Annotated in this window: 31 protein-coding genes and 1 pseudogene; 17 read left to right on the top strand and 15 right to left on the bottom strand. The window is 37.4% G+C overall.

Translation table 11 applies throughout. From position 1 onward, the window contains the following. The first annotated feature begins 261 nt into the window (after nt 1–261). From S3O_RS17255 to murB, 6 genes and pseudogenes are all read left to right on the top strand, one after another. A complete protein-coding gene (locus tag S3O_RS17255; protein ID WP_156792756.1) occupies nt 262–429 on the top strand; it encodes a hypothetical protein in 168 nt (55 codons plus the stop codon). A 978-nt stretch (nt 430–1407) separates the two neighbouring features. Next, a complete protein-coding gene (locus S3O_RS0105305; protein ID WP_192805889.1) occupies nt 1408–2040 on the top strand; it encodes an outer membrane protein in 633 nt (210 codons plus the stop codon). Nucleotides 2041–2095: 55 nt separating this feature from the next. Further along, nucleotides 2096–2593 (top strand): hypothetical protein, encoded by a 498-nt coding sequence (locus tag S3O_RS0105300; protein ID WP_010598038.1) that lies wholly within the window; start codon nt 2096–2098, stop codon nt 2591–2593. A gap of 53 nt (nt 2594–2646) precedes the next feature. Then, complete coding sequence (locus S3O_RS0105295) at nt 2647–3504, top strand: hypothetical protein (RefSeq protein WP_010598037.1); 858 nt, start codon at nt 2647–2649, stop codon at nt 3502–3504. Nucleotides 3505–4465: 961 nt separating this feature from the next. Then, nucleotides 4466–5893, top strand: a complete 1428-nt coding sequence (gene murC / locus S3O_RS0105290; RefSeq protein WP_029463670.1) for a UDP-N-acetylmuramate--L-alanine ligase — start codon at nt 4466–4468, stop codon at nt 5891–5893. Beyond that, nucleotides 5890–6767 (top strand): annotated as a pseudogene (murB, locus tag S3O_RS13940) (UDP-N-acetylmuramate dehydrogenase). The gene murC and the pseudogene murB overlap by 4 nt, the downstream one beginning before the upstream one ends. A gap of 8 nt (nt 6768–6775) precedes the next feature. On the opposite strand, the gene S3O_RS0105280 reads toward murB, so the two are convergent. Next, nucleotides 6776–8338 (bottom strand): APC family permease, encoded by a 1563-nt coding sequence (locus S3O_RS0105280; RefSeq protein ID WP_010598035.1) that lies wholly within the window; start codon nt 8336–8338, stop codon nt 6776–6778. A gap of 48 nt (nt 8339–8386) precedes the next feature. On the opposite strand from S3O_RS0105280, the gene S3O_RS17250 reads away from it, so the two are divergent. Further along, on the top strand, nt 8387–8530 hold the full coding sequence (locus S3O_RS17250; protein ID WP_156792755.1) for a hypothetical protein: 144 nt from the start codon (nt 8387–8389) through the stop codon (nt 8528–8530). 428 nt (nt 8531–8958) lie between these two features. On the opposite strand, the gene rph is transcribed toward S3O_RS17250, so the two are convergent. Next, nucleotides 8959–9699, bottom strand: coding sequence for a ribonuclease PH (gene rph / locus S3O_RS0105275; protein WP_010598034.1), 741 nt, complete (start codon nt 9697–9699; stop codon nt 8959–8961). A 92-nt stretch (nt 9700–9791) separates the two neighbouring features. Between rph and S3O_RS13935 the strand changes: the two genes are divergently transcribed. The 6 genes from S3O_RS13935 to S3O_RS0105250 are packed head-to-tail and all read left to right on the top strand — an operon-like array spanning nt 9792 to nt 12478. Continuing rightward, nucleotides 9792–10523 carry a YicC/YloC family endoribonuclease gene (locus S3O_RS13935; RefSeq protein WP_083827658.1) on the top strand — a complete coding sequence of 244 codons (732 nt, stop codon included), beginning with the start codon at nt 9792–9794 and terminating at the stop codon, nt 10521–10523. Continuing rightward, a complete protein-coding gene (locus S3O_RS16445) occupies nt 10469–10660 on the top strand; it encodes an endoribonuclease YicC domain-containing protein (RefSeq protein WP_235776170.1) in 192 nt (63 codons plus the stop codon). The genes S3O_RS13935 and S3O_RS16445 overlap by 55 nt, the downstream gene beginning before the upstream one ends. A gap of 3 nt (nt 10661–10663) precedes the next feature. Further along, nucleotides 10664–11290: a guanylate kinase gene (gmk, locus tag S3O_RS0105265; RefSeq protein ID WP_010598032.1), complete on the top strand. Its 627-nt coding sequence runs from the start codon at nt 10664–10666 to the stop codon at nt 11288–11290. Between the two features lie 18 nt (nt 11291–11308). Further along, nucleotides 11309–11560 carry a hypothetical protein gene (locus tag S3O_RS0105260; protein WP_010598031.1) on the top strand — a complete coding sequence of 84 codons (252 nt, stop codon included), beginning with the start codon at nt 11309–11311 and terminating at the stop codon, nt 11558–11560. Then, a complete protein-coding gene (locus S3O_RS0105255) occupies nt 11542–11820 on the top strand; it encodes a hypothetical protein (RefSeq protein ID WP_010598030.1) in 279 nt (92 codons plus the stop codon). The genes S3O_RS0105260 and S3O_RS0105255 overlap by 19 nt, the downstream gene beginning before the upstream one ends. 40 nt (nt 11821–11860) lie before the next feature. Continuing rightward, nucleotides 11861–12478: a phospholipase D family nuclease gene (locus S3O_RS0105250; protein ID WP_010598029.1), complete on the top strand. Its 618-nt coding sequence runs from the start codon at nt 11861–11863 to the stop codon at nt 12476–12478. Here S3O_RS0105250 and S3O_RS20420 read toward each other — a convergent pair. From S3O_RS20420 to S3O_RS15455, 6 genes are all read right to left on the bottom strand, one after another. After that, a complete protein-coding gene (locus S3O_RS20420) occupies nt 12464–12619 on the bottom strand; it encodes a hypothetical protein (protein ID WP_010598028.1) in 156 nt (51 codons plus the stop codon). The two genes, S3O_RS0105250 and S3O_RS20420, sit on opposite strands and share 15 nt — an antisense overlap. After that, entirely contained in the window at nt 12606–12812 is a 207-nt protein-coding gene (locus S3O_RS20415; protein ID WP_408005647.1) for an efflux RND transporter permease subunit, read from the bottom strand. The genes S3O_RS20420 and S3O_RS20415 overlap by 14 nt, the downstream gene beginning before the upstream one ends. A gap of 29 nt (nt 12813–12841) precedes the next feature. Further along, a complete protein-coding gene (locus tag S3O_RS20410) occupies nt 12842–13171 on the bottom strand; it encodes an efflux RND transporter permease subunit (RefSeq protein WP_010598027.1) in 330 nt (109 codons plus the stop codon). 338 nt (nt 13172–13509) lie between these two features. Further along, nucleotides 13510–13695 carry a hypothetical protein gene (locus S3O_RS17765; protein ID WP_010598025.1) on the bottom strand — a complete coding sequence of 62 codons (186 nt, stop codon included), beginning with the start codon at nt 13693–13695 and terminating at the stop codon, nt 13510–13512. Between the two features lie 17 nt (nt 13696–13712). After that, complete coding sequence (locus S3O_RS17760) at nt 13713–14120, bottom strand: outer membrane factor lipoprotein domain-containing protein (protein ID WP_010598024.1); 408 nt, start codon at nt 14118–14120, stop codon at nt 13713–13715. Nucleotides 14121–14158: 38 nt separating this feature from the next. After that, entirely contained in the window at nt 14159–14545 is a 387-nt protein-coding gene (locus S3O_RS15455; protein ID WP_010598023.1) for an outer membrane efflux protein, read from the bottom strand. Between the two features lie 379 nt (nt 14546–14924). Here S3O_RS15455 and S3O_RS0105210 point away from each other — a divergent pair, with 379 nt between their 5' ends. Both S3O_RS0105210 and S3O_RS0105205 read left to right on the top strand, forming a co-directional pair. Then, nucleotides 14925–15812, top strand: a complete 888-nt coding sequence (locus tag S3O_RS0105210; RefSeq protein WP_010598021.1) for a DMT family transporter — start codon at nt 14925–14927, stop codon at nt 15810–15812. A gap of 326 nt (nt 15813–16138) precedes the next feature. Continuing rightward, a complete protein-coding gene (locus S3O_RS0105205; RefSeq protein ID WP_010598020.1) occupies nt 16139–16387 on the top strand; it encodes a hypothetical protein in 249 nt (82 codons plus the stop codon). A 525-nt stretch (nt 16388–16912) separates the two neighbouring features. Here the strand turns inward: S3O_RS0105205 and S3O_RS0105195 are convergent. Beyond that, nucleotides 16913–17476 carry a hypothetical protein gene (locus S3O_RS0105195; protein WP_010598019.1) on the bottom strand — a complete coding sequence of 188 codons (564 nt, stop codon included), beginning with the start codon at nt 17474–17476 and terminating at the stop codon, nt 16913–16915. 637 nt (nt 17477–18113) lie between these two features. On the opposite strand from S3O_RS0105195, the gene S3O_RS13925 reads away from it, so the two are divergent. After that, nucleotides 18114–18527, top strand: a complete 414-nt coding sequence (locus S3O_RS13925; RefSeq protein ID WP_010598018.1) for a phospholipase D family nuclease — start codon at nt 18114–18116, stop codon at nt 18525–18527. Nucleotides 18528–18543: 16 nt separating this feature from the next. Here S3O_RS13925 and ftsW read toward each other — a convergent pair whose 3' ends face one another. The 6 genes from ftsW to S3O_RS18855 form a co-directional block, all read right to left on the bottom strand. After that, complete coding sequence (ftsW, locus tag S3O_RS0105185) at nt 18544–19698, bottom strand: putative lipid II flippase FtsW (RefSeq protein ID WP_010598017.1); 1155 nt, start codon at nt 19696–19698, stop codon at nt 18544–18546. Further along, a complete protein-coding gene (murD, locus tag S3O_RS0105180; RefSeq protein ID WP_010598016.1) occupies nt 19688–21067 on the bottom strand; it encodes a UDP-N-acetylmuramoyl-L-alanine--D-glutamate ligase in 1380 nt (459 codons plus the stop codon). The genes ftsW and murD overlap by 11 nt, the downstream gene beginning before the upstream one ends. A gap of 141 nt (nt 21068–21208) precedes the next feature. Beyond that, nucleotides 21209–22285 carry a tRNA 2-thiouridine(34) synthase MnmA gene (mnmA, locus tag S3O_RS0105175; RefSeq protein ID WP_029463665.1) on the bottom strand — a complete coding sequence of 359 codons (1077 nt, stop codon included), beginning with the start codon at nt 22283–22285 and terminating at the stop codon, nt 21209–21211. 63 nt (nt 22286–22348) lie between these two features. After that, nucleotides 22349–22522 carry a thioredoxin domain-containing protein gene (locus tag S3O_RS17245; protein ID WP_010598014.1) on the bottom strand — a complete coding sequence of 58 codons (174 nt, stop codon included), beginning with the start codon at nt 22520–22522 and terminating at the stop codon, nt 22349–22351. After that, nucleotides 22488–22949 (bottom strand): SCO family protein, encoded by a 462-nt coding sequence (locus S3O_RS15450; RefSeq protein ID WP_010598013.1) that lies wholly within the window; start codon nt 22947–22949, stop codon nt 22488–22490. The genes S3O_RS17245 and S3O_RS15450 overlap by 35 nt, the downstream gene beginning before the upstream one ends. Nucleotides 22950–23239: 290 nt before the next feature. Further along, nucleotides 23240–23767, bottom strand: coding sequence for a protoheme IX farnesyltransferase (locus S3O_RS18855; protein WP_010598012.1), 528 nt, complete (start codon nt 23765–23767; stop codon nt 23240–23242). 459 nt (nt 23768–24226) lie between these two features. On the opposite strand from S3O_RS18855, the gene S3O_RS0105155 reads away from it, so the two are divergent. Then, nucleotides 24227–24616, top strand: a complete 390-nt coding sequence (locus S3O_RS0105155; protein WP_010598011.1) for a hypothetical protein — start codon at nt 24227–24229, stop codon at nt 24614–24616. The last annotated feature ends 64 nt before the right edge of the window (nt 24617–24680 follow it).

Genomic DNA, 24680 nt, shown 5'->3' with positions numbered 1-24680 from the left:
AAATTAATAATTTTATTTTTATAAATAAAATAGAATTTAAGCTGCTTGCTATTAGATTATGAATGTAAAATAAAAGGATGAAAAGATATTTAATTAAATAGGCGATGAATAGAACTTATAATAAATTTTATCTATCAGATGATTACAGTCTTTGGTTATTTATTCATGAAATATAACAATATATTTATTTATATAAGTATATTAATTCTTTCTATATTAGAATAATAATCTCTAATTATTTAGAAATAAAAGGATTTTCTTATGAATCATACGGATTTAGTTTTAAAAAAAGATTTGTTATTAGATAAAACCGGTATTATCAATGCTGTGGCTGAATCAAAGAATACCGCCTTTAAATTAGAGCGAACAGGAAAAATAAATTTAGATAGCTTGAAAAATCAAAGTTATTTTATTGAGGACAAAGATTAAGCAGCTATAATACGCGTTAAATTAAAGGAGTATAAAAAAAATATAAGGATTGTATTTTAAATAAAAATGGGACTTTTTATTTAAAGGATCTTGATCCTGAGGTTGTTTTGACGTTTCAATACATGCCTAATTTTTTAGAAGAAACAATTGATTGTATTGACGATTTAGAAGAAGACTTGAGAGGTGATGCTAAGGAATATCCAGAGATATATTAAGTAATTAACGAAAAAAATGAACCTAAGCTAGCTGAATTACAAGAAAAAATAGAAAAATTAGGAAATTTCCAAAAAAATACGGAATGAGGCAAAAGTATGATAGCCAAAATTTTTAATGAACATAGTGACCCCTCTCCCCTAGTTATTTATTTATATATTTCAAATAAATATAATTTGATCCTATTTTAGTGATACCCAATCCTAATTATTTTTTTCAAAAATTTAAAATGATTAATATAAGGACAAAAAATAGTTTTGATTCAATTTTTATTTGATTGTAGGGATTACAACGTCGACCTTGAATAGTGATATATTGTTGTTAACGATAAGAGAAATGCTAATATTCATATTTAAGCTTATCGCACTATAAATTATGCTTACAAATTAAATCTAATATTTTTAGAAAGTAATTTACCATATTTTTTGTATAATCTATATTAGATAATATAATTCTTTGTATTCATATGTAACACCGCTAATTTTATTTGATTAATTTAAATTAGTTTCATAAGCTTAAGTTAATCTATTTCCGCAGCTATATTTTATCTATTTTTGTTATAAAAAATATAGCCATCTATTTCAGGGAGATTAGAATGCGAACTTTCTATTTAAAGATATTATCATTCGTTTTTTTATAGCAATACCTGGCTTAGCTAACGCTACTAATAGCCGTAGTTGTTCTGTCGAAAAAAAATCAAATCTAACTTGTATCGCTTCAATAGATCGTCGATCGAAGTGGTATCTAGATATGGGATTGGGAACGATGTTTAAACAAAAATTAGGAACGTTTAACTTATTAAATTCTGAAGAACTGCCTGATAAATATAATACATCTTCGATCCAGGATGTCGACGTAGCTTTGTTATCAGGCGGCTATGTTTGGTCACGATCGACTTCCTTTTTGCCTTTTGTTAGCTTGGGTTTAGAATATGCTCGTTATTTCTCAGGAAAAATTTCCGGATTTATTGAAGATTATTCTTCGCATGAAGATATTCATTTTGGCTATCATTATCAACTTTCCCATCATAATTTACATTTACTTGGGAAAGCGAATTTATATTGTTGGAGAGGTTGGATGCCTTATATCGTAGCAGGTATTGGTATGAGTTGGAATCAATTTACTACATATGATGAAAGTAAATTGTCTATGCTAGATTCTGAGCATATTAACCCCTATTTTCCTAATAAAGCCAAATCGAATTTGAGTTATAGTTTAGGGGTTGGTGTTGATTATCAGTTAACTAAAAATATATGGAGTGGTTTGGGTTATCGTTACAATAATTTTGGTCAGATCACTAGTGGGGAATCAGTTAAACATTTTTCAGAAGGACAATTCCTTAAAGATCGAAACAGTGGATATGATATATTCTTCTCATTACGTTATATCTTTAGTTAAAAAGATTAATAGGTTTAAAATGAATATGTTTTAATAATAATTAAAGGAATAATTTATGGCTTTTACCGATACGAGTGAAGAAAATAAAATCGATCCTCGCTTACAAGAACAGGATAGTTGCGCTCTAACTATAGAAAAGGACTACTTTACGAAACAAACCTATATTGGTAAGTATGAGTTAAAACTATCTTTGCCTACAGATAGATCCATAGTATTAGAAGGAGATAGTTTTAAATTTGGAGACAATACGAATTTATTATTAATGAGATCAAAAACTCAAAGCAAAAAATTTAGTATCATTTTTTCTCCTCAAACCCCAGGCAATCATCAACTTACACTTTATGTGGCAGCAAGAAATAGAGGACTTAAAGTCGATCTGATAAAGAGAACTTTAACTGTCAAAAGTCCTCCTTCAGTAAAGGGTATTGTCAAAAAAAGCTTGCCGGAGCTTATGAAACTTGGGCAGAAAACGGAAGTAATTTTTCTATTTAAAAATGAAGGAAGTTACTCGATAACAGAAATTAACATAGATATCAAACACTCTAATTTTTAAAAATGTCTCGAAATAGGTGTAGAGGAAAATATAATAAATAATTGAGGAATATTATGAAAGAAAATAATAACGATAAAGGTTCTTACTTAACTATAGATAAGAATAATTTTGATGTTATAAATAATACGAGTCAATATTTTGTCTTAAATGAAGAAGATAGTAAAAATATTGGACATTCTTTACAAAAAGAATCCTCGGTAATTTTGGTTGGAACGTTTATTGCTAAAAAGTGCGGAGAAGAAAAACTATCAGTCTCTTTTTCATATAAAGAAGGAGATTCAATTGATTTATTTACTAAAACAGAAGTCGTACAAGTTCAGCTTAATCTTGAAATGATAAAATCTATTCCAGAAAAAGTGGCAGCAAAGAGTAAGCATGAAGTTGAATTTTTAATTATTAATAAATATGGGCTTGATGCAACTGATATTAATATCATCCCTGGTGTGTTGGAAGATATTACAATTATTGAAGAATCAATCAACGAAAAATTTGAGGTAGTTGAAAAAATTAATGATTTTTCTCTTGAAGAATTTAATCTGAAACAAAAAAATGAAAAAGTATTAGATAGTTATCGACAATTTCGTGTTAAAGGGAAGGTGATTATTAACGATTCAGGTTTATTTAAATTAGGTACCTGGATTAACTATGACGAAGCTCAATATTTAGAAAAAAATGAATATAAAAAAGGGGTAGAGATTGTTGGTAGCCAAAACGGTAAAGAAATCATAGTTGAGAGCATTTCGATTATCGGAGAGCTTATTGAGCCATTACCAGATAAAATTAAATTAGGTAAAGAATATTCTATTAAATTTATGTTTAAGAATCAGAGTCCTAATTTTTCAGCAACTGATATTAAGATTGATATCAAAGATCAAATTAATCACGATAGCATAGACTTTTCTTCTTTATAGGAAGAAAGATTAGTTTAGTCAATCGTCGTTTTAACTTGATCCAAAATCTTAATTAGTTTTGTCCATTAAAGGTTTGATTGAAAATAAGAGTAACATTTCAGATAAAATATTACTCTCTTTTATAATATGTGATGAACGAGTGAAAAAACTAGGTTCATGCTCGAGGGGGCGATAAGTGTGTATTGACCTGTGAAATAGGGAATATCCTGGACTGTGAGCTATTGTGGAGTTGATCTGAGATATGCACTCCAGAGGATACTCTGAACCAGATACAAGCCTATCGCAACCGAATTTTTTAATGATGTGGTACAATAAATTTTTGATCGAGTGACTGAAACTTTTTGTGAATAAGTCAATGAACTTGATTTTATATAATTACTAACATCTTAGCTTATTCTTTCTATCTATTTTATCGTCTTTCCTAAAAATATTTTTATATTTTCCTCGGGAATAAACTTAAGCTAAACAAAGAGAATAAACTTAAAAAGCCTTTTTATAAGCGAGGCGCTATTCCCGCGAAAAATTTTAACATTGTGCCTGAAATGATCTCGAATGACACAGCTGAAAGTAGGCCGTGATTCGTTTGGCGCATACCCCCGCTCTCCCCGACCAGACTTTATGGTGTCCTGCATTGCCAGCTTCGCCGGTCAACGCACACCTATCGCGGACTCTTCGACTTTATTTTGCTTTAGTTCTACTCTCTTTATCTCATCGAAGGTTTTTATTCTCAATCGTTATGAACGCAATAGGGTGACATGGGTAATTCAAGTAAAATAGAAAAATCGCTCATTTTTAGCTATTTTTAAAAGAAAGCCTGCTCACTTAATTATGCAATAAAACATTTTAGTAGGCTGCTTTTTCAGTGAATAATCCGCTGTTTTTTTATTGTTCAACATTGAGCTAATCAATAACTAGTGACACAATACCGGTCCCTTTATGACAATAAATAGGTCTTTAGCGCATGAAACCACTTTTGATAGAAAATCCAATGGGACGTATTCGACACCTACATTTTGTGGGGATAGGTGGTGCGGGGATGGGTGGTATTGCGGAAATTTTACTCAATGAAGGCTATACCGTATCCGGGTCCGATCTCCAGGAAAATAGTATGACCCGAAGGCTACAAAAATTGGGAGTCCAATTTTATCTCGGTCACGAGGCGTACCATATTGAGCACGCAGACGTAGTGATTTACTCAAGCGCAGTGTCTACTGAAAATGTTGAGTTAATTGCGGCTAAAAAAACCCATATTCCGGTGATTCCACGCGCTTTAATGTTGGGCGAGCTGATGCGTTTTCGTTATGGCATCGCGATTGCGGGCACGCACGGCAAAACGACTACAACCAGTTTAGTTGTCAGTATTTTGAATGAAGGTCAATTTGATCCTACTTTTGTCATAGGCGGACGACTCAATAGTACGAGTACCCATGCTCGATTGGGTTCTGGACGTTATCTTGTCGCAGAAGCGGATGAAAGTGATGCATCGTTTCTTTATTTAAAGCCAATGTTAGCGATTGTAACGAATATTGATGCGGATCATATGGAAACGTATCAAGGAGATTTTGAATGTCTTAAACAAAATTTCATCGAGTTTTTAAGACAGCTTCCCTTTTATGGCGTAGCGATTGTATGTGTGGATGATCCGACGATTCGTGAACTCTTAACGGAAATTAAACGCCCAGTGATTACCTATGGTTTTAGTGAAGATGCCGATGTAACAATTCGAAACTTTGGACAAAAAGGACTTAAAAATCATTTTACGGTATTACGTAAGGATGCCTCGCCACTGGAGGTCGTTTTAAATATTCCTGGACGACACAATGCTCTCAATGCGGTCGCGGCGATTGCGATTGCTACAGAGCTAAATATTGATGATCAGACGATTCATGCTGCGTTGGCTCACTTTAGTGGTGTTGATCGACGTTTTCAGATTTGGGGTGAATATGCTTTTCCGACGGGGTCAGTTTTGTTGATGGATGATTATGGTCACCATCCTCGAGAGATTGCGGCCACCTTGCAAACCATTCGCCAGGCTTGGCCGAAGCGACGTGTCGTGATGGTTTATCAACCGCATCGCTATACTCGTACGCGTGATTTATTTGATGACTTTGTTTCCGTATTATCGGAGGTTGATGCGCTCATTTTACTGAATGTGTATTCAGCGGGTGAAACACCGATTGATGGTGCCGATAGTCTAGCGTTAGTAGAACGTTTGGCTCAAAAAACAACTTTGAACCCCAAAATTGTAATGGATCATCGTTTATTAGCCAGTCAGTTTGCAAGCATATTACAAACGGACGATATTTTATTACTCCAAGGTGCGGGTGACGTAGGAGGGCTTGCGCAAGAATTAGCACGTTCATTTCCAAAAGTGGATGGGGCAAAATGACGAGTTTCAATGGACGCTTATTATCGAATACGCCGTTGTCTGAATATACGTCTTGGCGGGTCGGGGGTCCAGCTAAACAGCTTTATTTGCCTCAAGATAGTAATGATTTAATCGCTTTCTTAAAACAATTACCTGAAAAAGAACCGTTACTTTTTTTGGGGCTGGGGAGTAATACGTTAATTCGGGATGGTGGGTTTCATGGAACGGTGATCATTACGCAAGGCGCATTACAGAAACTGGAACAACTAAAACCCACCACGGTGCGTGCCGAAGCGGGCGTCGCGTCGCCCGCTTTTGCTCGTTTTACTGCACGTCATTATTTGAGCGGCGCTGAATTTTTAGCAGGTATTCCTGGCACAATCGGTGGAGCACTGGCCATGAATGCGGGTTGTAATCAACAAGAAACCTGGCAAATTGTGCAAACGGTTGAAGTGGTCAATCGCCATGGTGAAAAGAAAATACGTTATCCTAAGGATTATGCAATAGCTTATCGTTGCGTGCAGGCTAAAGAAGATGAATTTTTTTAGCAGCGCACTTTGAATTGATGCCTGGCGAAAAAGAAACGAGTTTAGAAAAAATTCGTATTTTGCTGGATTATCGTACGCGCACGCAACCGACCAATGAACCGAGCTGTGGTTCGGTTTTCCGTAATCCACCTGGGCAATACGCCGCGCGTTTAATCGAGCAATGTGGGTTAAAAGGAACAAGAATTGGTGATGCAGTGATCTCAGAGAAGCATGCGAATTTTATTGTGAATGAAGGTCAGGCGACGGCCGCTGAAATTGAACAATTGATTACACTCATTCAACAGACCGTTTCTCAGCAACAAAATATTACGCTCATTCCTGAAGTGCATATCGTCGGTCATCCTTAACCGCAGTGTTAAGAATTTTCGCGAAGTTGTCTATTTAACGAAGCATTCGCCGCCGCGCGCGCTTCTTCGGCGACTAAACAGCGTTGTGACGTATACAATATTAAACAACTAAATAGAAAAAGTAGAATCAGATCAAAAGGAAATCGAAATAAAGAGCCTGGAAGTGTATTTAAATAAGAAAAAAAGACTAAAGTACTCAAATAAATAAAGAACCAGTATAAACTCAATTTATTTGCGGCCTGTTCTTTAGATTGAAAAAAATAACTTAAGCCTATTCCAATGAGAATGGCGACAAATAATTTCCATAATACGGCAAAAGTACACCAATACAGCATTAAATTACATACATAGAAAGCGAAGTAACAGAAAAAAGTAGCTTGTTTTAAATAAAAAGGACGTGCTTTCTCTGGATGAATCTTCCGTAAGGCTAAAAGACAGATCGGCCCAATTCCATAAGATAAAACACTGGCTGAAGAAAGAAACGCGACCATCTTTTGCCATCCTGGAAAAGGTAAAAATACAAAACACCCCATGATAAAATTTGCATATAATGTAACGTAAGGAATTTTATGACGATTGAGTTTTAAGAAATACGACGGTAAATAGTGATTGGTCGCCATACCATATAAAATACGGGAAGTTGCAGCGGTATACACTAAGGTGGTTCCAAACGGTGAAAATGCCGCGTCAAATAGCAATAAAAAAGCAATAACGTTTAAGCCGAGCAACAATGTTAAGCCGACTAATGGCCCACTATCGCCTGGAAAACTTAATAAAGTCCAGCCTTTTTGTAAAAAAGGAGCGGGAATCGCCACCAATAAACTTAGTTGCAATAAAAAATAAAGAATAAATCCAATAAAAATTGCGCCAAGAATGGCGATAGGAATATTTCTTTGCGGGTTTTGTACTTCTCCGGCGAGCATTAAGCCGTTTTGAAAGCCAGTGAATGCAAACGCAATCCCCCCGGTAGAAAGTGCTGTAAAAATAGAAGTCCAGCTTGGATCAAGATGACTCGGCTGTAGATTTTGCAAGGAAGGCGCTGTTTTTAATAAAGCAAAAATAGCGATAGCGGGTAAAATAAATTTGAGTATGCTGGTATATTTATTACACTGTGCTAAAAATTTAATTCCATAGCTATTTAATAGGACGACAAAAAACATGATTAAAATTGCGACAAAGTAGCCCAGCCCTGATAGTTTAAAATAAGTGCTTTCCTTAACTAATAATTGCGGAAAAAAATGACTGCTGTATTGTAGTATGGCTTGAATTTCAATCGGTGTCATCACGACATAAGAGAGCCAAGTAATCCATGAAAATAAAAAACCGAGTATCCGGCCATGTGTAAAGGTAGGATAATTAGCGATTCCCCCGGATAAAGGCAACATTGCCCCCAATTCACAAAGCGGTAACGCAATAAAAATCATAAATAACGCTGCTAAAATCCAGCTCAATAACGCTTTTGGGCCAGCGATTTGTGCGCTAATAAACGGGGTAAATAACCATCCTGAGCCAATCATACCGCCTGCTGCTGCGATTAGGACATTTACCGTGGATATATCACGTTTTAACACCGACTATCTCCTTATCTAGTATCGATAAAACTATTTTCTAGGTGTTGCTTGGACTTACTTTATTGGGACACACGCGCTTTCTTATTTATTCTAGATGGTATTTATGAGGATACCTTGTCTTGTCGTGCAAAAATAGTCTATATAGAAGAGATGCTCAATAATCGCTTACTTGACCACACTTTTGTAGAATAGTGTGAATGTTAGGGAAGAGTTTATTAAAAGAAGATCAGTTAACTTTTTTCGTAGCTTTTAGCAGATTTTTTCTAAATTTGTTTGTTACGCTTTAAGAGTTTGTTTTCGAGCGTCTTAATTTAAACAAGAATGCGCTTTTTTATATTTTATAAAAAGATTTATTTTTACTGATCTAGACTTTTATCTAGAAAACAATGAGTATATAAAAATTTTTTTTATTTTTTATTTTTTATTTTTTATTTGGCTGACAAGATAGGCAGAAAGTTTTAATTAATGAAAACCAATTTTTAGAAAAATCGCTTATATTGAAATTCCCGCATACTGTTTTATATGGAAATATTCGTTTTAGCCTATGTAATATCTGCCGACAATTTTGTTCCGAGTCGTTTAGTTTATTATTAGGATAACATTTTGTCGGCAAAGTCTAGTTAGCAAGCGATTTGTGTCGCTTCCATTTCAGTTAACGCCGCACGCTGTGTCGCAAACAATTGTTGAATACCTTCTTCGGCTAACGTAAGGAGCGCATCAAACTCGCCTTTACGGAAGGATTTTTTTTCAGCAGTGGCTTGTAACTCGATGAAATTGCCCTCTTCCGTCATTACGACGTTCATATCGGTCGCTGCATTGGAATCTTCAGTATAGTCTAAATCTAAAATAGGTTGATTTTGATAAATTCCGACCGAAATCGCCGCAACTAAAAAGCGAATCGGATCACGCATAATCTTTTTTGCTTTCCTAACCTTGTTCAGTGCGTCGATTAAGGCAACTGAAGCACCAGTAATGGCCGCAGTGCGCGTTCCACCATCGGCTTGCAGTACATCACAATCGATAACAATTGTGTTTTCTCCCAAGCATTTTAAATCAACGCTGGTTCGTAACGCACGGCCAATTAAACGCTGAATTTCTAAGGTACGTCCGGTTTGTTTGCCCAAGCGTGCTTCACGCTCAGTCCGTGAATGTGTGGCACGGGGTAACATCCCATACTCAGCGGTAATCCAACCTTGCCCGCTATTTTTCAAAAATCGTGGTACCCCTGGAACAAAACTTGCGTTACACAATACTTTCGTTTGACCAAACTCAATTAAAACGGAGCCTTCGGCGTAGGGGATGTAGTGACGAGTTAAGCGTACGGTGCGAAGTGCATTTGCTAGGCGTGAAGTCGCGCGCATCATTATTTTCCTTGGAGATAAAGCTAGATTTTATGACAAGAGTAATTAGAATAAACGGTTAAAGCAAATAAAATATACTTTTTGGGTGAAAGATGACAACTTGTAGTATGACTGCGTTTGTAAGAAAAGAAAAACAAGCACCATGGGGGCATGCCGTTTGGGAGCTTCGTAGTGTGAATCACCGCTACCTTGAATTAGGATTTTCTCTACCCGATGTCTTTACTTACTTAGAGCCGACGCTGCGTCAACAATTAACGCAATCTTTGCGGCGTGGAAAGGTAGAGATCAAGCTACGCACTAAAGTAGTGCCTAATGCTGCGGCGAGTCTAGAAATCGATCAAAATTTGATCGCTTCGTTAATCGAGGCGTATACGAAGTTAGCGACGATTGTTTCCTCGTCACAGCCTTTGGATCCTACGGAGTTGCTTCGCTGGCCTCATGTGCTGAAACTACCTGAAATCACCTATTCTACTTTTCATCCAGAATTAATGACGCTTTTTTCTGAAGCTTTATATGACTTCTGTTTATTGCGTGCTCGCGAAGGTCAAGCCATTGCGCAAGTGATTGAACCACGCTTACAGCGCCTACAAAATTTGATCGATGTTGCACAAGAAAAGCTACCCCTGCTACGTAAAATGCAACGCGAAAAATGGGTGAAGCGTTTTCATGAAGCAAGTATTCGCTTAGATTCTGAGCGTTTAGAACAAGAAATGCTTTTTTTTCCCAAAAAATTGATGTTACCGAAGAGCTGGATCGTCTACAGATTCATTTGCGTGAGTTTTCTAAATGTTTGCAGCAGGATACACCGCAAGGTAAATCGTTAGACTTCTTACTTCAAGAATTAAATCGCGAGGCAAATACCATCACTTCGAAGTTACCGGATGCTCAATTAAGTCTTTTAGCCATCAATATGAAAATCCTTATTGAAGAAATACGCGAACAAGTGCAGAATATCGAATAGCTTATGAACATTCCTGGCACACTCTATATCATCTCAGCCCCTTCGGGCGGTGGAAAAACCAGTCTAGTCAATGCGTTGCTAGAATCGGTTTCTAATTTGGAGATTTCTATCTCTTATACCACTCGGCCGCCTCGACCTGGAGAAAAAAATGGGGTGGATTACTATTTTGTTGACCCAACTTCTTTTGATCAACTCGTCGCGCAGCATGTCTTTTTAGAGCATGCGCTGGTTTTTAATCATCATTATGGTACGTCTCTTGCTTGGGTTTTAGAAAAACTACAAGCGGGCATAGATATTATTTTAGAAATTGATTGGCAAGGCGCACAGCAAATTCGAAAAAAGATCCCACAAGCGGTGAGTATTTTTATTCTTCCACCTTCTTGGGAAACATTGGAAAAGCGACTTCGTCTAAGAGCTCAGGATGATGAACGGGTCATTGAACGACGCATGGCAGAGGCGCGTGCGGAGTTAATTCATTATGATGAATACGATTATTTGGTGTTAAATGATAATTTTGCAAGTGCCTTAGCGGACCTCAATGCAATTTTAAGAGTACGTCGTCTTCGCAGTGACGTGCAAAAACGCGAACATGCGCTACTCTTAAACACATTGCTAAATAAACCTTTTTAAGACAGGGGGGATCGCTAAATGAGTGAATTAACTTTACCTAAATCATGGGGAAACCACTACGCTAACATTGGCTTGGGCGTTGTGGGAATGCTGATTATTATTGCAGGAACTTTAACGACCTCGGTTTATCCTCAAAAGATATGTTATCTGGTTGGAGGATTATTTTTATTATTATCTTCTATTTTAGAACGCCAGTTATTTTTTAGTTTATTGCAAATAGTGATTAGTTCGGGCGCGCTCATCGCGTTTGCATGGTCCCGATTAGTCTAAGTGTTTTTGTTATCTTGTTTTTATTTAAAAAAGGCTTGTTGGACGATATTTGGAATAAAATAGGTTGTTTAGGCTTAATTTTTTTAGCAATCGGATATGCCATTACGTACCCCGCTATTTACTTTCTAGGTGGACTTTTCCTGACGCTTTTTTCATTTGCAGCGGTAAGAAAAGGGGTCATGCTTGGATGGATTTGGGGTTGTTTGAATGCGGTGTTTACTCTGACTTCGGGGATAGCCTTATTTAAACTAATTTTTTAGTATTTGATAGACTGATCAAAAATAATAAGAGGAATTTTTTATGCGTTTAATTTATCTTTTTTTAATTATTTTTTCTCAATTATCGCCCGCGTATGCGGCGGCGCGTTCTGTGAGTAAGGCAGATATTCAGGTTTGTTTTACTCCAGGACAAGATTGTACGGCGCAAATTACTCAAGCCTTAGATCATGCTAAACACTCAATTTTAGTTCAAGCGTATAGCTTTACTTCTGAGCCGATAGCCAAACATTTAATTGCGGCAAAAAAACGCGGCGTGGACATCAAAGTGCTTCTCGATAAAAGTCAGAAAAGTGAAAAATACAGTGCGGCACGTTTTCTCTTAAATCAAAAAATACCGGTATGGATTGATTATAAGCCTGCGATTGCGCATAACAAAGTCATGATAATTGATGAAAAAAAAATTATTACGGGATCGTTTAACTTCACAAAAGCGGCTCAATATCGTAATGCAGAGAATTTATTAGTAATTAATGATGCAGAATTAGCAAAACAGTACCTCGAAAATTGGCGTCATCGTCGTGCGGTTTCTGAGCCAGCCAATGATGCGATGCTAAAAAATAAAGCATCCTCTTCACATCATAAATCAGCCAGCCAATATAGTTTTAGTGATATTAAAAAAACAATCTTAGCGAAATTTTAATTTTAAATTGCTGTTTTCACGGGCGGTGAAGAAGAATGGTCGCCAGCCAGCAGTAAATAGATCGCTGGCACCACAAACAAAGTGTAAAGTACCGATCGAAATACCCGTGGCGATGACTAAACCAATGTTAAAACGGCTCATGGCACCGGCATCTGTTGCAGTAATAAGTGGAATGACGCCAAAAACAGTTGCGGCAGGCAGTCGTCATTAAAATAGGGCGTAATCGTATACCAGCTGCTAGTTGAATCGCTTCTTGTTTGCTGTGACCCGTTTTTTGTAAATCATTGGCGAATTGAACGATCAAAATATCATGTTTGCTGATCAGTCCAATCAATGTAACTAAACTGACTTCTGTAAAAATATTTAAGCTCGCCCATCTATCCCTAAACTAATGAATACTAAAGCCCCGCAAATCGACATCGGAACACCGATCAAAATAATCAGCGGGTCACGAAAGCTTTCGAATTGGGCCGCTAAACAGAGAAAAATAATGATCAGTGCGATAAAAAAGGTTAAGATTAATACGCTGCGCTCTTGTTGATATTGTCGTGATTGGCGCGCGTAATCTGCGAAATAATCGGGCGGGAAAGTTTTTTTACCCTGTTTTTTAAGACTATCGAGTGCATCGCCTAAACTGATTCCAGGAAGCGGTATGCCAGAAAGTGTGACCCTTAAAATTTTTAACCAATGCATCTTCCTTCTAACGCTTGAAATAAAGTGGTAGTGTCGGCATAGCGTTGTGTTTGGGCTTGGACTAACTGAATTCGTGCTTGTTAATATTGGCGTTGTGCGTCTAACAGGGTTAAATAATTGATGTCACCTAATTGGAATTGTTGTCGTGCAATCAGTAAATATTGACGTGCTGCATATTTGCTTGTTTTTGTGCATGCAGCGTGCGTGCATCAATTTCAAGTGCGCGTAAACTGTCGGCGACATTTTTAAATACTTGCAGCACAACGATACGGTATTCGGCTGCCGTTTGATGATAAGTGGCGATTGCAGCACGTCATTGTGCTCCTAAGTTTCCCCCTTTAAAAATCGGTTAGTAATAGCGAACCACCTAAATTCCATAAAGCGTATTGTGAGCTCAGAAATTGATTGATAACTGGACTAGAATGGCCGTTCATTCCGGTTAACGTAAATTGTGGGTAAAGCTGAGCAGTCGCTACGCGTACTTGCACATTAGCGGCTTTCCATAAAGCTTCGGCGGTAAGCACATCTGGACGATGGCGAACTAATTGAGAGGGAAGACGTAAAGGTAATTTTTTAGGTAAGGTGAATTCATTGAGAGCAATAAATGGGATAGAGGGAGTACTTGGAAAATCATCGGATAGAATTGACAAGTATGTTGAAGAAGTGCTTTTTGTTTTTCTAAGGGAGAGAGTGTCGCACGAGTTTGTGCAACTTGATTCTCTTGCGCAAAAAGATCAGCACCCGAAACGCCTCCCAAGATAAATTGTTTTTTCATGATCGACCATTGTTGTTCTTGCTCTTTACTGATCAGGTTAAGCTGCACGGCTTTCCATTGGAAATACTGATCATCAACTTGTGCGCGTAAGTTTTCTATTTCGCGGTGCACACCACCAAACACGTCAAATACATAATTGATATCGACAGAAGTATTAAACTCATTAAATATCATTGTTGAATTATTCCTGCCGGCAGAGGAAATATTAAAACCTAAAAAACTGGAACTAGAGTCTCTTTCTGCTGAAAATTGAGCGGTGAGTGTTGGAAATAAATTACCCACACTCGCTTTCCATTGTTGATTGGCTTGTCGTAATCCCGCTTTTGCAGCGTAGGGCTATGTGCTAATCCGCGACACACCAGACGATTTAATTTTGGTGAACGAAACGATCGCCACCAGGAGGTGGGTAAGCCATAGTCGGGTAAAAAACATTGCGCAGCGCCGGCATGACCAGATGTTTGTATCGTTCGCTGGGCAATCGGTGTCGGTAAATAGTGTTTACTCGATGGAGGAATCGGTGGATGAAAATTAGGCCCGACCTTGCAACTACTGAGACAAAAACAAAACAAGAGTAAGCCGGCTTCATGCGGAGCATTCATAGTAATTATATCTAGCATAGTTTATATTTTGCAGAACTTTAGGCCGTTAGCTTTCCAAACGAAATGGATCGCTATACTTGTCCAAACTTTTTTCTTCTTAAGCGACTTGAGCCTTTTAGAAAGAAAATTTTCTGAGGGGTGCTTTAAAAATAGACAGACTGTCTTACTTAAGTGCAAAATAATAACGAAAAATGAGCCAGTATTTTTTATCACGAAAGAGAAGGCAAGCCTCTATAAACGGTGTGGCCGGATGCTTACGCAAAAATTCTTGTGTCGGCGAGGCTTAGGGTATAAAAAACAGCTTAATGTTGATAGATTAAAGGATATTTTGATTTCTATTTAACCATTATTTTAAAATTATCCATACAAGGATTCATCCATGCAAACTCAGATGACTTCTCTCTTGAAAAGTCAATATAGACTTCCTTTGTTTTATCTCATCTTGGGTGCCGTCGCCATTGGGTTTGCACCCATTTTTGTTCGTTTAAGTGAAGTGGGGCCTATTGCCACTGGTTTTTGGCGCGTAGCGCTGGCATTTCCTTTGTTAACGTTATTTTCTATCGATCAAGGAACGACACAGCCCGATACAAGCCAACCGATTTCTTGGCGTGATTATGCTTGGATTTTGTTCGCTGGAGTATTGTTTGGCGCAGATCTTGCAACGTGGCACTTCTCAATTCATTATACAACAGTGGCCAATGCGACATTGTTAGCCAATTTTTCTCCGGTTATTTTAGCGTTGTGGGGATGGCTTGTTTTAGGCCAGCGTCCTCAGGCCCAATTAGTTTGGGGGCTGGTTTTAGCGATCTTAGGGGTGGCAATTTTAGTTCATCCCAATTTGCAATTGGGTCAATCCACATGGCGTGGCGATGCGCTGGCTTTTTTTACCTCCTTTTATTACACGGCTTATTTATTAGCGATGAATCGTGCGCGCCGTATATTTAGTGCGGTGGTGAGCATGGCTATCGCAAGTTTTTCGAGTATGCTTTTCCTTGCATTATTGATGTGGGGAACCGGAGAAGTTTGGTTCCCTGTGTCGCTGACGGGTTGGTTCGTTTTATTGGGCTTGGCGTTTTTTTCACATATTTTAATCGCGTACGCGTTTCCTTATTTGCCAGCGACTTTTGCTGCGACCACCCTGTTAGTGCAACCGATGATCGCGGCGATGGCGGGATGGTTCTTTTTTGCAGAAAAGTTATCGTTGCTTCAAATAACCGGCTTACTGGTTGCGTTAGGAGGTATTTTCCTAGCAAAAAAAACGATTTAAACGTTATTTTGTTTGAAATAATAGATTTACCCCGCAAATGTTATTTAATACAATGTGGGGAATGTCCCTATCAGAGATAGGGCTGAGTATCCTTACCTATTTAAATAATAGCGCTTGTTTTCATTTTCGATATTAAGTTAATAAAATTTATTTTTTAGGTTATATTTTATTTTTATAATATATTTTTTATATAAAAATTTATCCTGTTTTCTAGCGATTATTTATCAATAATATTTTTTTGTCGAAAACAAAAGGAATGATTTTTAACTTGAGTGAAATGGCCGTAGGGGGTATTTATTTTTCAGTCGATTTAGGTTTAAGGTTTGGTGCAGGCGCTAATTAATAGCAAGGTTCAATCTTTATTAAAACCACTGAGTGAGAAAGGGAATTGGTTGCAGAAAATCCCAGTGAATCTAGGTTATCTCTTATTGTCTACAAGTATGTTTTTTCTAAGTAATTTCAGTCTAATTTTTGGAGAAAAGGCGAAAGGTAATGAACTAGAAGTTTGTTTGAGTTTTCTTTTCAGTGCTTTGTTATCTTCTTTTGTCCATTATGCCCCCTTAGCAAAGACCTAAAAAATATTACTTCCTTTTTCTAAATGGCATGATTTGGATAGGGGGTTAATGATATAGAAAGCGTATATAAAGATTTAGAAAAACAGTTAGGTTGGATCTGCACTGCTCTTGAAGAGTGTAAAAACGCTTACGAGAATTTGTCGGATGCAGATAAGAAAGACTATCTAACCCTTCTTAATTCTCTTCAGCAATCGATGACTGAATTATTAGAAAAAATTGATCATGAGAAAAAGGAAGTTATTCAATCAAAATAGATGAAAATGTATCGCCGAGGGATAGGGTTATTTACAATGAAACAGTCTTCTGCAAATACGTTGCAATCAAGTCAAACAGAGTTTGATTATGGAAACTGCGCGCCATTGCACCGTAGTCCTGTGCGTTGCTAGATAAATAAGGCATTTATGTTGAAGCATTATGCACTATAAGCGTGCATACTGAAAAAACTAGATTACATTAACCTATCTTTGCTATGAGATCAGTGAATAAGTTCCAGAAGAATAACTAAGATTTTTTAAAATACTTTTTTTAGCTTTTCGTTAAAACCGTTTTGCTTTGTAGGATCGCTTCAACATTGCTAATATGTTCATTTTTATATCCTTTTTCATTAAGGGTAGAGAAAAAATCGCTTATTTTTGTTGAAGGTCGACAACTTATTAAGTTATCTTCAATTGCAAATGATTTTTCCCACAAAAAATCTAAAGTTTGTTTGATGCAATCAATTTTGGCTTTTTCTTCTTGTTGTATCTTCTCGTTAAGCGTGTGATCTTCTTCGATAGGATCGTCAGGTAAATGTTTTAAAAGCCATTTATATAATACGAGCGGTTCTTTTTTTTCTATTTCTGGCCAAGGCGTTGTATTTTTTTGGCTAAATTTGGCAGTGTAAATATAATCAACCTGATATCCTTGTTTTTTAAGATGATCAGTTATTTCACTCGCTTTTATATAGCGATCATTAATTTTTACATGATTCTTTCTATATTCATACTCCATGAAGATTGCTAATATTTTTTCATCTTCATAGGTATTTACAGGTTGTTTTTTATTTTTGAAGACAAAGAAAAGTCGACTGAAGTTTTTAATCTCAAACATAATAGATAAATAATATGGTTAATAATAGTATAAGATATTAACACAGAGATTCTTAAGGATTGATTAAAAACAATTAATAACCTCATTGAGTCTTTACAAAATATTTAGTTTAAAAATCTATTCGACGAGACTATTCTTTATTCTACGTAATAATATAAATGTATTTCACTTTCTCTTTCATAAGTTGAGTCATTAAACTCCGTTTCCCAAAAAATTTTTACACGATAAGATCAATTAGATATAATTATTGTAATTTTATTTTCTAATCAATTGATAGTTAGTTTACGTATTAAAGATAATAATTTATTTAATAGATACAAGATAATTAATGTTTAACGCTAAGGATTAATAATGAAAATAAATAGATCAAGTTTTCCTGTTTACGAAACAAACAAAGGCATGTAACAATATAATTTGTTTTAATTATACCATTGAATTAAACTATTTTTCTAAATAAAAAATAGTTTAATTCAATTATCCTGCCGAACCACAATTTAATGTGGTTCGGCATCATAAAAAGGAAAGGATCGTATGGATAACACAGAAAATGATCTAACCAGTACTGAATACTCCTCTCGCTGTCGAGACCTGTTTTACTCCAGGACAAAACTGTGTCGATAAGTTAACTGCACAATTGATGCAAGCGCAATCTTCTATTTTAGTTGAGGCTTACCAGTTTACAAGCCAGCCCATCGCCGATGCATTGGTTGCTGCACAAAATCGAGGTGTATCCGTGCAAGTTATTTTAGATAAAAGCCAAGTTAAATCGAAATACAGTATGCTCTCTTTTCTTCATCAATCAGGTGTCCCAGTATGGATTGATACCAAACCGACTATTGCACACAATAAAATTATGATTATTGATCAACGAGAAGTGATTACTGGATCATTTAATTTTACTGATTCAGCGCAAAAACATAATGCTGAAAATATTCTTTTTATTTCGAATGAGAAAGTTGCGCAAGACTATTTACGTAATTGGGAGTGTCGTAAAACACAATCTAAATCGTGGCCTTATCCTCTGTTTCAGAAAAATGGATTTCTTTTTTAGGAAAGGAGTTTGTTAGTTAAGGATTACGGATTCCTCTTTTTTCTAAACGACGCTCATAATCAATCCGTAGTAATATAGAAAGCATCATACACGTTACTAGCAAACTGCTTCCGCCATAGCTCATTAATGGTAGGGTGAGTCCTTTTGTCGGTAAAACCCCCATATTTACACCTAGATTAATCATGACTTGCAACGCGATATTGATACCAATGCCGTAGGCTAAGTAAGCAGAAAAGAAACGCTGTATTTTAAAACATTGATAACCAATCCATAAGGCGCGCCAGACTAAAACCGAAAATAAAAATATCATTAATAAACCGCCGACTAAGCCTAATTCCTCAGCTAAGATGGCAAATAAGAAATCGGTATGGGATTCCGGTAAGTAGAATAACTTCTGGATACTCTCACCGAGTCCAACGCCAAACCAACCTCCTCGACCAAAAGCAATTAAAGATTGTGTCAGTTGATAACCGGAGTCAAATTGATTTGCCCAAGGGTTCATAAATGTGGTCAGACGCGCCAAACGATAAGGTGAGCTGATCGCTAAAACAGCCAGTGCGCCGCTGACACCACAAAATAAAAGCGCAAACTGCCAAATTCGAACACCAGCTAAAAATAACATCCCTAAACTGGTGACCAGAATGACCGCGGTAGCACCAAAGTCAGGTTCGAGTAAAAGTAAAAAACTAATAATACCCAATAAAGCCAGTGGCTTTAAAAAACCACGGATTTGCGTGCGCACTTCTTCTTCTTGACGGACAAGATAACCGGCTAAATAAATAATCATCGCTAATTTAACAAATTCAGAGACTTGTAGGCCAATCGGACCAAAGCCTAACCAGCGTATACTCCCGTTTACATGTCGTCCTAACCCTGGAATTAAAACCAGAATGAGTAGAACGATGCTTAGCACAAGCAAAGACAAGCTTGCTTTTTTCCAATATTCAATTTTAATTTGAAAAAAAAGAGCCGCCGTCACGATACCGAGTATCAAATAAAATAATTGATGAAAAAAAAAGTGGAAAGGCTGACCATAATGTCGCTCGGAAATCATAATTGAGGTGGAAGCAACCATTAATAAACCAAAACTGAATAAACTGACCATCGAAAAAAGTAAATAGCGGTCATAAATTTGCATGGTTTCACGCCTAGGGGAAATTTTAGTTGGCATTTTTACTGAATTCCTCTACAATTTGTATAAATTGATCACCTCTCTCCTCATAGTTTTTAAACATATCCCAACTTGCGCGGGCCGGTGATAATAATACAATATCACCGGGTTCGGCATTCTGTTTGGCTAGAGTCATGGCGTTGCGTAGATCCGCTGCAGAGTGAAGCACGGTACAGGTTTGTAATGCTTTCTTTAGCTGTGGCGCGTCTTGACCGAAGAGGATCACCGTTTTGACATAACGCGTCACACTGTCACGCAGTAAAGTAAAGTCGGCATTTTTTCCTAAGCCACCGGCAATTAAAATAATTTTTCCGCTGATCGAGGACCCTAATCCTTGCAATGCAGCGAACGTTGCGCCAACATTCGTTGCTTTCGAATCATTATACCAAGCGACCCCTTTTATTTCTTGGATCCATTGACAACGGTGGGTGAGGCCTTTAAATGCACGCAGTGCATCACTCATCGTTGAAACGGAAATACCCACAGCGTTTCCAATCGTCAACGCAGCTAAGGCATTCAGCCAATTATGCTGGCCTTTAATCGATAAACTGTCTACACAGAGCAGTGGTTTTTTGCCGTAAGTTAGGTAGTGTTTGTTATCAAACGCATGCAGTCCGAAAGCCTCAATTTCTTGTTCGTCCGCTGCAAAACCAAAAGAGCGAATGATTGCTGATTTTTCAAGATTCTCCGCTTGTGGATAGGTTGCAGGATCGACTTGATTCCAAACTGCAATTTGACAACCTTGATAAATACGTTGTTTGGTTTGTTGATAGGTATGCAGATTCTGATGTCGATCTAAATGATCTGGACTAATATTTAAAATGGTCGCAACGTGTGCACGCAGTGAGACGGTTGTTTCTAATTGAAAACTCGAAATTTCTAAAATATAAAAATCCGGCGTGGGTTGGGTGAGTTGATCCAATACGGGCTGACCAATATTGCCACAGACGACCACGTTATAACCGGCTGCACTTAAGAAATCACCGACTAAGGTCGTGACTGTTCCTTTCGCATTCGTTCCGGTGATAGCAATGATCGGTGCGTTTGCTTGTTGAGCGAATAATTCAATATCGCCATACGGTGTCAGTTGTGTTGCTGAAACCAGGTTCGTGAACCAAGGTGCTGTGCGATGGACCCCCGGGCTCACAACCAGTGATTTGAGTGTCGGTAAGATTGAGTCCGGTAAATGCCCTAGGTAAAGTGGCACACCAGGAAATTCTTGTAAAAATGTTTCTTGTTGCGGTGGATGTTGTCGGGTATCTAATACGATAAACGGAGCGTTTTGTCGTTTAAAATAGCGTGCACAAGAAAGGCCGGTTTGGCCTAAGCCGATGATCAAATGTGGGGATGTTGGAGTCGGTTCAACCATATAACCTCAAATAAACCCAACACGTTGGGCCATGAAACCGTATCTGAGTTGAATCGGTAGCGATGCAAGCTCAAACGGAATGAATAAGAATCAAGCATTCTACAATGAAGTTAAACAAAAGCGATCACTTGTGCAAGCGCCTCAAAGAATGATGCCCCCACCTAGGCAATAGGGTCCTTGATAAAAAACAACCGATTGTCCAGGAGTGATTGCCCATTGTGCTTCAGAAAAAACCACTTGCAGGGAATCAGCGCTCTCTTCTGTCAAGAAGCAGGGCGTTTCCTCTTGCCGATAGCGAATTTTCGCGGTACAGCGGTAAGGAAAGGTTGGTTTTTCCCCGGTTACCCAATGGAGCTGCGCACAACGTAATGTGTGTGCATACAGTGCTGGATGGTTTTTCCCCTGTGCCACCACGAGAACATTGCGATCGACGTATTTTGCTATCACATACCACGGCTGTTCGGAGGCGTTTTTTTGGCCACCGATACCTAAGCCTTGTCGTTGCCCCAAGGTATAATACATTAAACCGTGATGCTCACCGATCACTTGACCGGTTGGTGTTTCAATCAGGCCGGGCGTGGCCGGTAAATAATGAGCTAAGAATTGCCGGAACTTCCTTTCACCAATAAAGCAGATTCCTGTACTATCTTTTTTCGCATGGGTAGGTAAGCCTGCGGCTTTCGCTAAGGTGCGCACTTCAGTTTTCAGATGATTCGCTAACGGAAACAGTGTCCTTTTTAGCGGAGTTTGTCCTAACGTATATAAAAAGTAAGTTTGATCCTTATTGGTATCGCGACTTTTAGAGAGTAAATAGTGCGTATCTTGATGTGTTATCCCGGCGTAATGACCGGTTGCGATGAAATCGGCGCCACGATGTAAAGCATAGTCTAAAAAAAGCTTAAATTTGATTTCTTTATTACATAAAATATCGGGATTCGGCGTGCGACCGGCTTTATATTCTTTTAAGAAATGAGTAAACACCCGTTCCCAATATTCGGCCGCAAAATTAATTGTATGCAGCGGGATATCCAATCGTTGACACACGGCTTCGGCATCGGCTCTATCGATACTGGCGGGACAATAGGTTTCCGTATCGTCTTCTTCCCAGTTTTTCATGAATAAGCCTTCGACGGTATAGCCTTGTTGTTGCAATAAAAGTGCCGCAACGGATGAATCCACGCCCCCAGATAATCCGACCATGACCCGTTTGTTATTCATTATAGACCCTATCTGAAAGCTCAAAAGTCGGATTTAACATAGGATAGGGGGATTTGTCACGAATTAATTTTGCGTTAAGTGCTGATAGTCTTGTAATAAAGTCGATTTTTTATGAGGCGGTGAAAATATCAAGATTAACTGCCCCTTCGGATTGACTAGATAAAGTGCACCAATGTGATTAATTTCTTCTTGTGAATTCTGTTTATCTTCTTGAGATCGAATATAAACAACACCCATTTGCTGACTCACCTTTGAATGCTGGATGAAAAGCTTGAACGTAGTTACGGAGTATAGCGGGTTTATCATGCTTAGGATCGAGAGAAATAAATAAAATGCGCGGAATGGGAAGCTTCTTGATTTGGATTTGTTTGTAAAGCTCGGTTAGCTTCATCATCGTTAAAGAACAAATCCCCCGACAGTGGGTATACCCAAAAAATAAAAAATTATATTGGCCATGTAAATTTTTTTGTGTGAAACGTTGTTTTGCTTCATCTTGCAGCTCAAAAGCAGGTACCACTAATGGTTTTTGAATCATTATTCCTGAAAAGGACAGAGTCGTTGCTTGATGGGTTCGATACCAGGTATTCACACGTGATCCAAACAGGAGTGCAATCAACGACAAAATTAACAATAATCTGTTTTTATTAGCAGAAGAATCGAACATATCCAGTACTCTGTGTTAATGAGTGATCAATCAGTAAACCAATAAACAACATCAATAAGTAAAAATTTGAATAATGAAATATCTTAATAGCCCATTGATGATTTTTTTTGTTTTATTAATTGAGTGGTTTTTAAAATAAATCCGCTGTTGAGTATGAGTGCAATAATCAGGTAAAAAAAACCACTCATTCCAATGCTAAAAGGGAGTAAAGTGACCGTACTTAATAACAGTACATAAAGTAAAATATGCTGTTTAGCGAGAGGGATCCCGTATCTTACCGGTAAGATAGGTCATTCACTTTTAACGTAATCTTGATAACGTGCCAGGGCTAATGCCAAAAAATGCGGGGGCGTCCACGTAAAAAGAACGAGTGTTAATAGCAAGCCACCGGGTTGAATTTGTCCAGTGACCGCTGTCCAGCCGAGCAAAGGTGAACTGGCGCCCGCTAATCCACCAATGACAATGTTTTGTACGGTAACGTGTTTTAAATAAAGAGTATAAAAAATCGAATAACCGAATAAGCTCAGCAAGCTCAGTAAAAGTGTTAATGAATTACTAAAAAAGTAGAGTAATAAGCTACCAAAAAATATCGTTATAATAGCAAGGCTGCGCACGTGTTGAGTGGAAATTTTATTTTGTGGTAATGGACGTGATTGCGTACGACGCATTAATGCGTCACGTTGCCGAGCTAAAAGATGATTCAGGCTTGCCGCAGCACTGGCGATCAGGGCAATACCAAGCAAGGTGAATAAGTTATTTTTCCACGACATCGGTTTGACAGCGCCAAGCTCCATGCCGACCCAGGACGTTATTAACATTAAGCTCACTACGCGCCATTTTGCTAGCTCTAGGTAGAGGATAATCCCCTCTACCTAGGCGGTACAGAAACTGCATAAAACCTTTCTTTGTTTTGCTATATAAGTGAAGCAAACCTATAGCTATCTTATTTTATATTTGCAATCAAGTATATCTTGAATATCGTTCCATATTTTTAAGTGAAAATGAAACTAAAAGCAATTAAATTATTTTAGTAGAAATTTATTTTATTCAGGTTTTTATTATAAAGAATAATTATAAAAAAGACACTGTCATTAAACTACAAGGAAACAATAAATCAACAATTAAAAAATAATAAGCTGATTAATAGTTAATAAATCTAATTTCAAATTAAATAAAACTTTATCTTATAGCCTTTGACTTATTTTGCTTAAAAATATAATATCTGTTAAAAATATATTTTATAATTTTAAATCCGCATAAAGAGAATAAGTCTACAAATGTCAATAAGTAATAAGTTTCACCCCATTTTTAAATTTTTAAATCGAAAAAATTTAGTTCCTGACTCTATTCCACATCAAGTTAGTAAGATTATTTCATTATTGAGCGGCCCTTATTTAAAGAGGAATATCAGTAGTGCTTCTTCGCAGAGTACACATAAAAAACAACTTTCTTTGTCAGATAACCATTCTTTTTTTGCGCGCCTAAAGCACATTTTTGTTTTGGAAAAGAAAGAATGCATGCCGAGTGGATTGCCTGGTTCATATCGGCTTTTAACAGCAGATGAAATTGAGTGGGGAGTCTCTGTAAAAGAGCCCAGTTTTGGATTAATTATTAATCAAGGATTCTTATCAAGAAAAGAAAGATCGACGAAAAAAATAATTTTTTAGTAAAAACTGCTTGTATTTCGAAGATTGACGATCAAGATTGGGAGGAAGTCGATACTCTGAGTAA

It is taken from the genome of Rickettsiella massiliensis 20B, assembly GCF_000257395.1.
In the GTDB taxonomy this organism is placed as follows: Bacteria; Pseudomonadota; Gammaproteobacteria; order Diplorickettsiales; family Diplorickettsiaceae; genus Diplorickettsia; species Diplorickettsia massiliensis.
This window is presented reverse-complemented; position numbering and strand designations above follow the sequence as displayed.

Coding starts and splice junctions, on each gene's coding strand:
- S3O_RS17255 (WP_156792756.1), top strand. CDS start 262: ATGAATCATACGGATTTAGTTTTAAAAAAAGATTTGTTATTAGATAAA.
- S3O_RS0105305 (WP_192805889.1), top strand. CDS start 1,408: ATGTTTAAACAAAAATTAGGAACGTTTAACTTATTAAATTCTGAAGAA.
- S3O_RS0105300 (WP_010598038.1), top strand. CDS start 2,096: ATGGCTTTTACCGATACGAGTGAAGAAAATAAAATCGATCCTCGCTTA.
- S3O_RS0105295 (WP_010598037.1), top strand. CDS start 2,647: ATGAAAGAAAATAATAACGATAAAGGTTCTTACTTAACTATAGATAAG.
- murC (WP_029463670.1), top strand. CDS start 4,466: ATGAAACCACTTTTGATAGAAAATCCAATGGGACGTATTCGACACCTA.
- rph (WP_010598034.1), bottom strand. CDS start 9,699: ATGCGCGCGACTTCACGCCTAGCAAATGCACTTCGCACCGTACGCTTA.
- S3O_RS13935 (WP_083827658.1), top strand. CDS start 9,792: ATGACAACTTGTAGTATGACTGCGTTTGTAAGAAAAGAAAAACAAGCA.
- gmk (WP_010598032.1), top strand. CDS start 10,664: ATGAACATTCCTGGCACACTCTATATCATCTCAGCCCCTTCGGGCGGT.
- S3O_RS0105260 (WP_010598031.1), top strand. CDS start 11,309: ATGAGTGAATTAACTTTACCTAAATCATGGGGAAACCACTACGCTAAC.
- S3O_RS0105255 (WP_010598030.1), top strand. CDS start 11,542: ATGGTCCCGATTAGTCTAAGTGTTTTTGTTATCTTGTTTTTATTTAAA.
- S3O_RS0105250 (WP_010598029.1), top strand. CDS start 11,861: ATGCGTTTAATTTATCTTTTTTTAATTATTTTTTCTCAATTATCGCCC.
- S3O_RS20420 (WP_010598028.1), bottom strand. CDS start 12,619: ATGAGCCGTTTTAACATTGGTTTAGTCATCGCCACGGGTATTTCGATC.
- S3O_RS20410 (WP_010598027.1), bottom strand. CDS start 13,171: ATGCATTGGTTAAAAATTTTAAGGGTCACACTTTCTGGCATACCGCTT.
- S3O_RS17760 (WP_010598024.1), bottom strand. CDS start 14,120: ATGATATTTAATGAGTTTAATACTTCTGTCGATATCAATTATGTATTT.
- S3O_RS15455 (WP_010598023.1), bottom strand. CDS start 14,545: ATGAATGCTCCGCATGAAGCCGGCTTACTCTTGTTTTGTTTTTGTCTC.
- S3O_RS0105210 (WP_010598021.1), top strand. CDS start 14,925: ATGCAAACTCAGATGACTTCTCTCTTGAAAAGTCAATATAGACTTCCT.
- S3O_RS0105195 (WP_010598019.1), bottom strand. CDS start 17,476: ATGTTTGAGATTAAAAACTTCAGTCGACTTTTCTTTGTCTTCAAAAAT.
- S3O_RS13925 (WP_010598018.1), top strand. CDS start 18,114: ATGCAAGCGCAATCTTCTATTTTAGTTGAGGCTTACCAGTTTACAAGC.
- ftsW (WP_010598017.1), bottom strand. CDS start 19,698: ATGCCAACTAAAATTTCCCCTAGGCGTGAAACCATGCAAATTTATGAC.
- murD (WP_010598016.1), bottom strand. CDS start 21,067: ATGGTTGAACCGACTCCAACATCCCCACATTTGATCATCGGCTTAGGC.
- mnmA (WP_029463665.1), bottom strand. CDS start 22,285: ATGAATAACAAACGGGTCATGGTCGGATTATCTGGGGGCGTGGATTCA.
- S3O_RS17245 (WP_010598014.1), bottom strand. CDS start 22,522: ATGGGTGTTGTTTATATTCGATCTCAAGAAGATAAACAGAATTCACAA.
- S3O_RS15450 (WP_010598013.1), bottom strand. CDS start 22,949: ATGTTCGATTCTTCTGCTAATAAAAACAGATTATTGTTAATTTTGTCG.
- S3O_RS18855 (WP_010598012.1), bottom strand. CDS start 23,767: ATGTTAATAACGTCCTGGGTCGGCATGGAGCTTGGCGCTGTCAAACCG.
- S3O_RS0105155 (WP_010598011.1), top strand. CDS start 24,227: ATGTCAATAAGTAATAAGTTTCACCCCATTTTTAAATTTTTAAATCGA.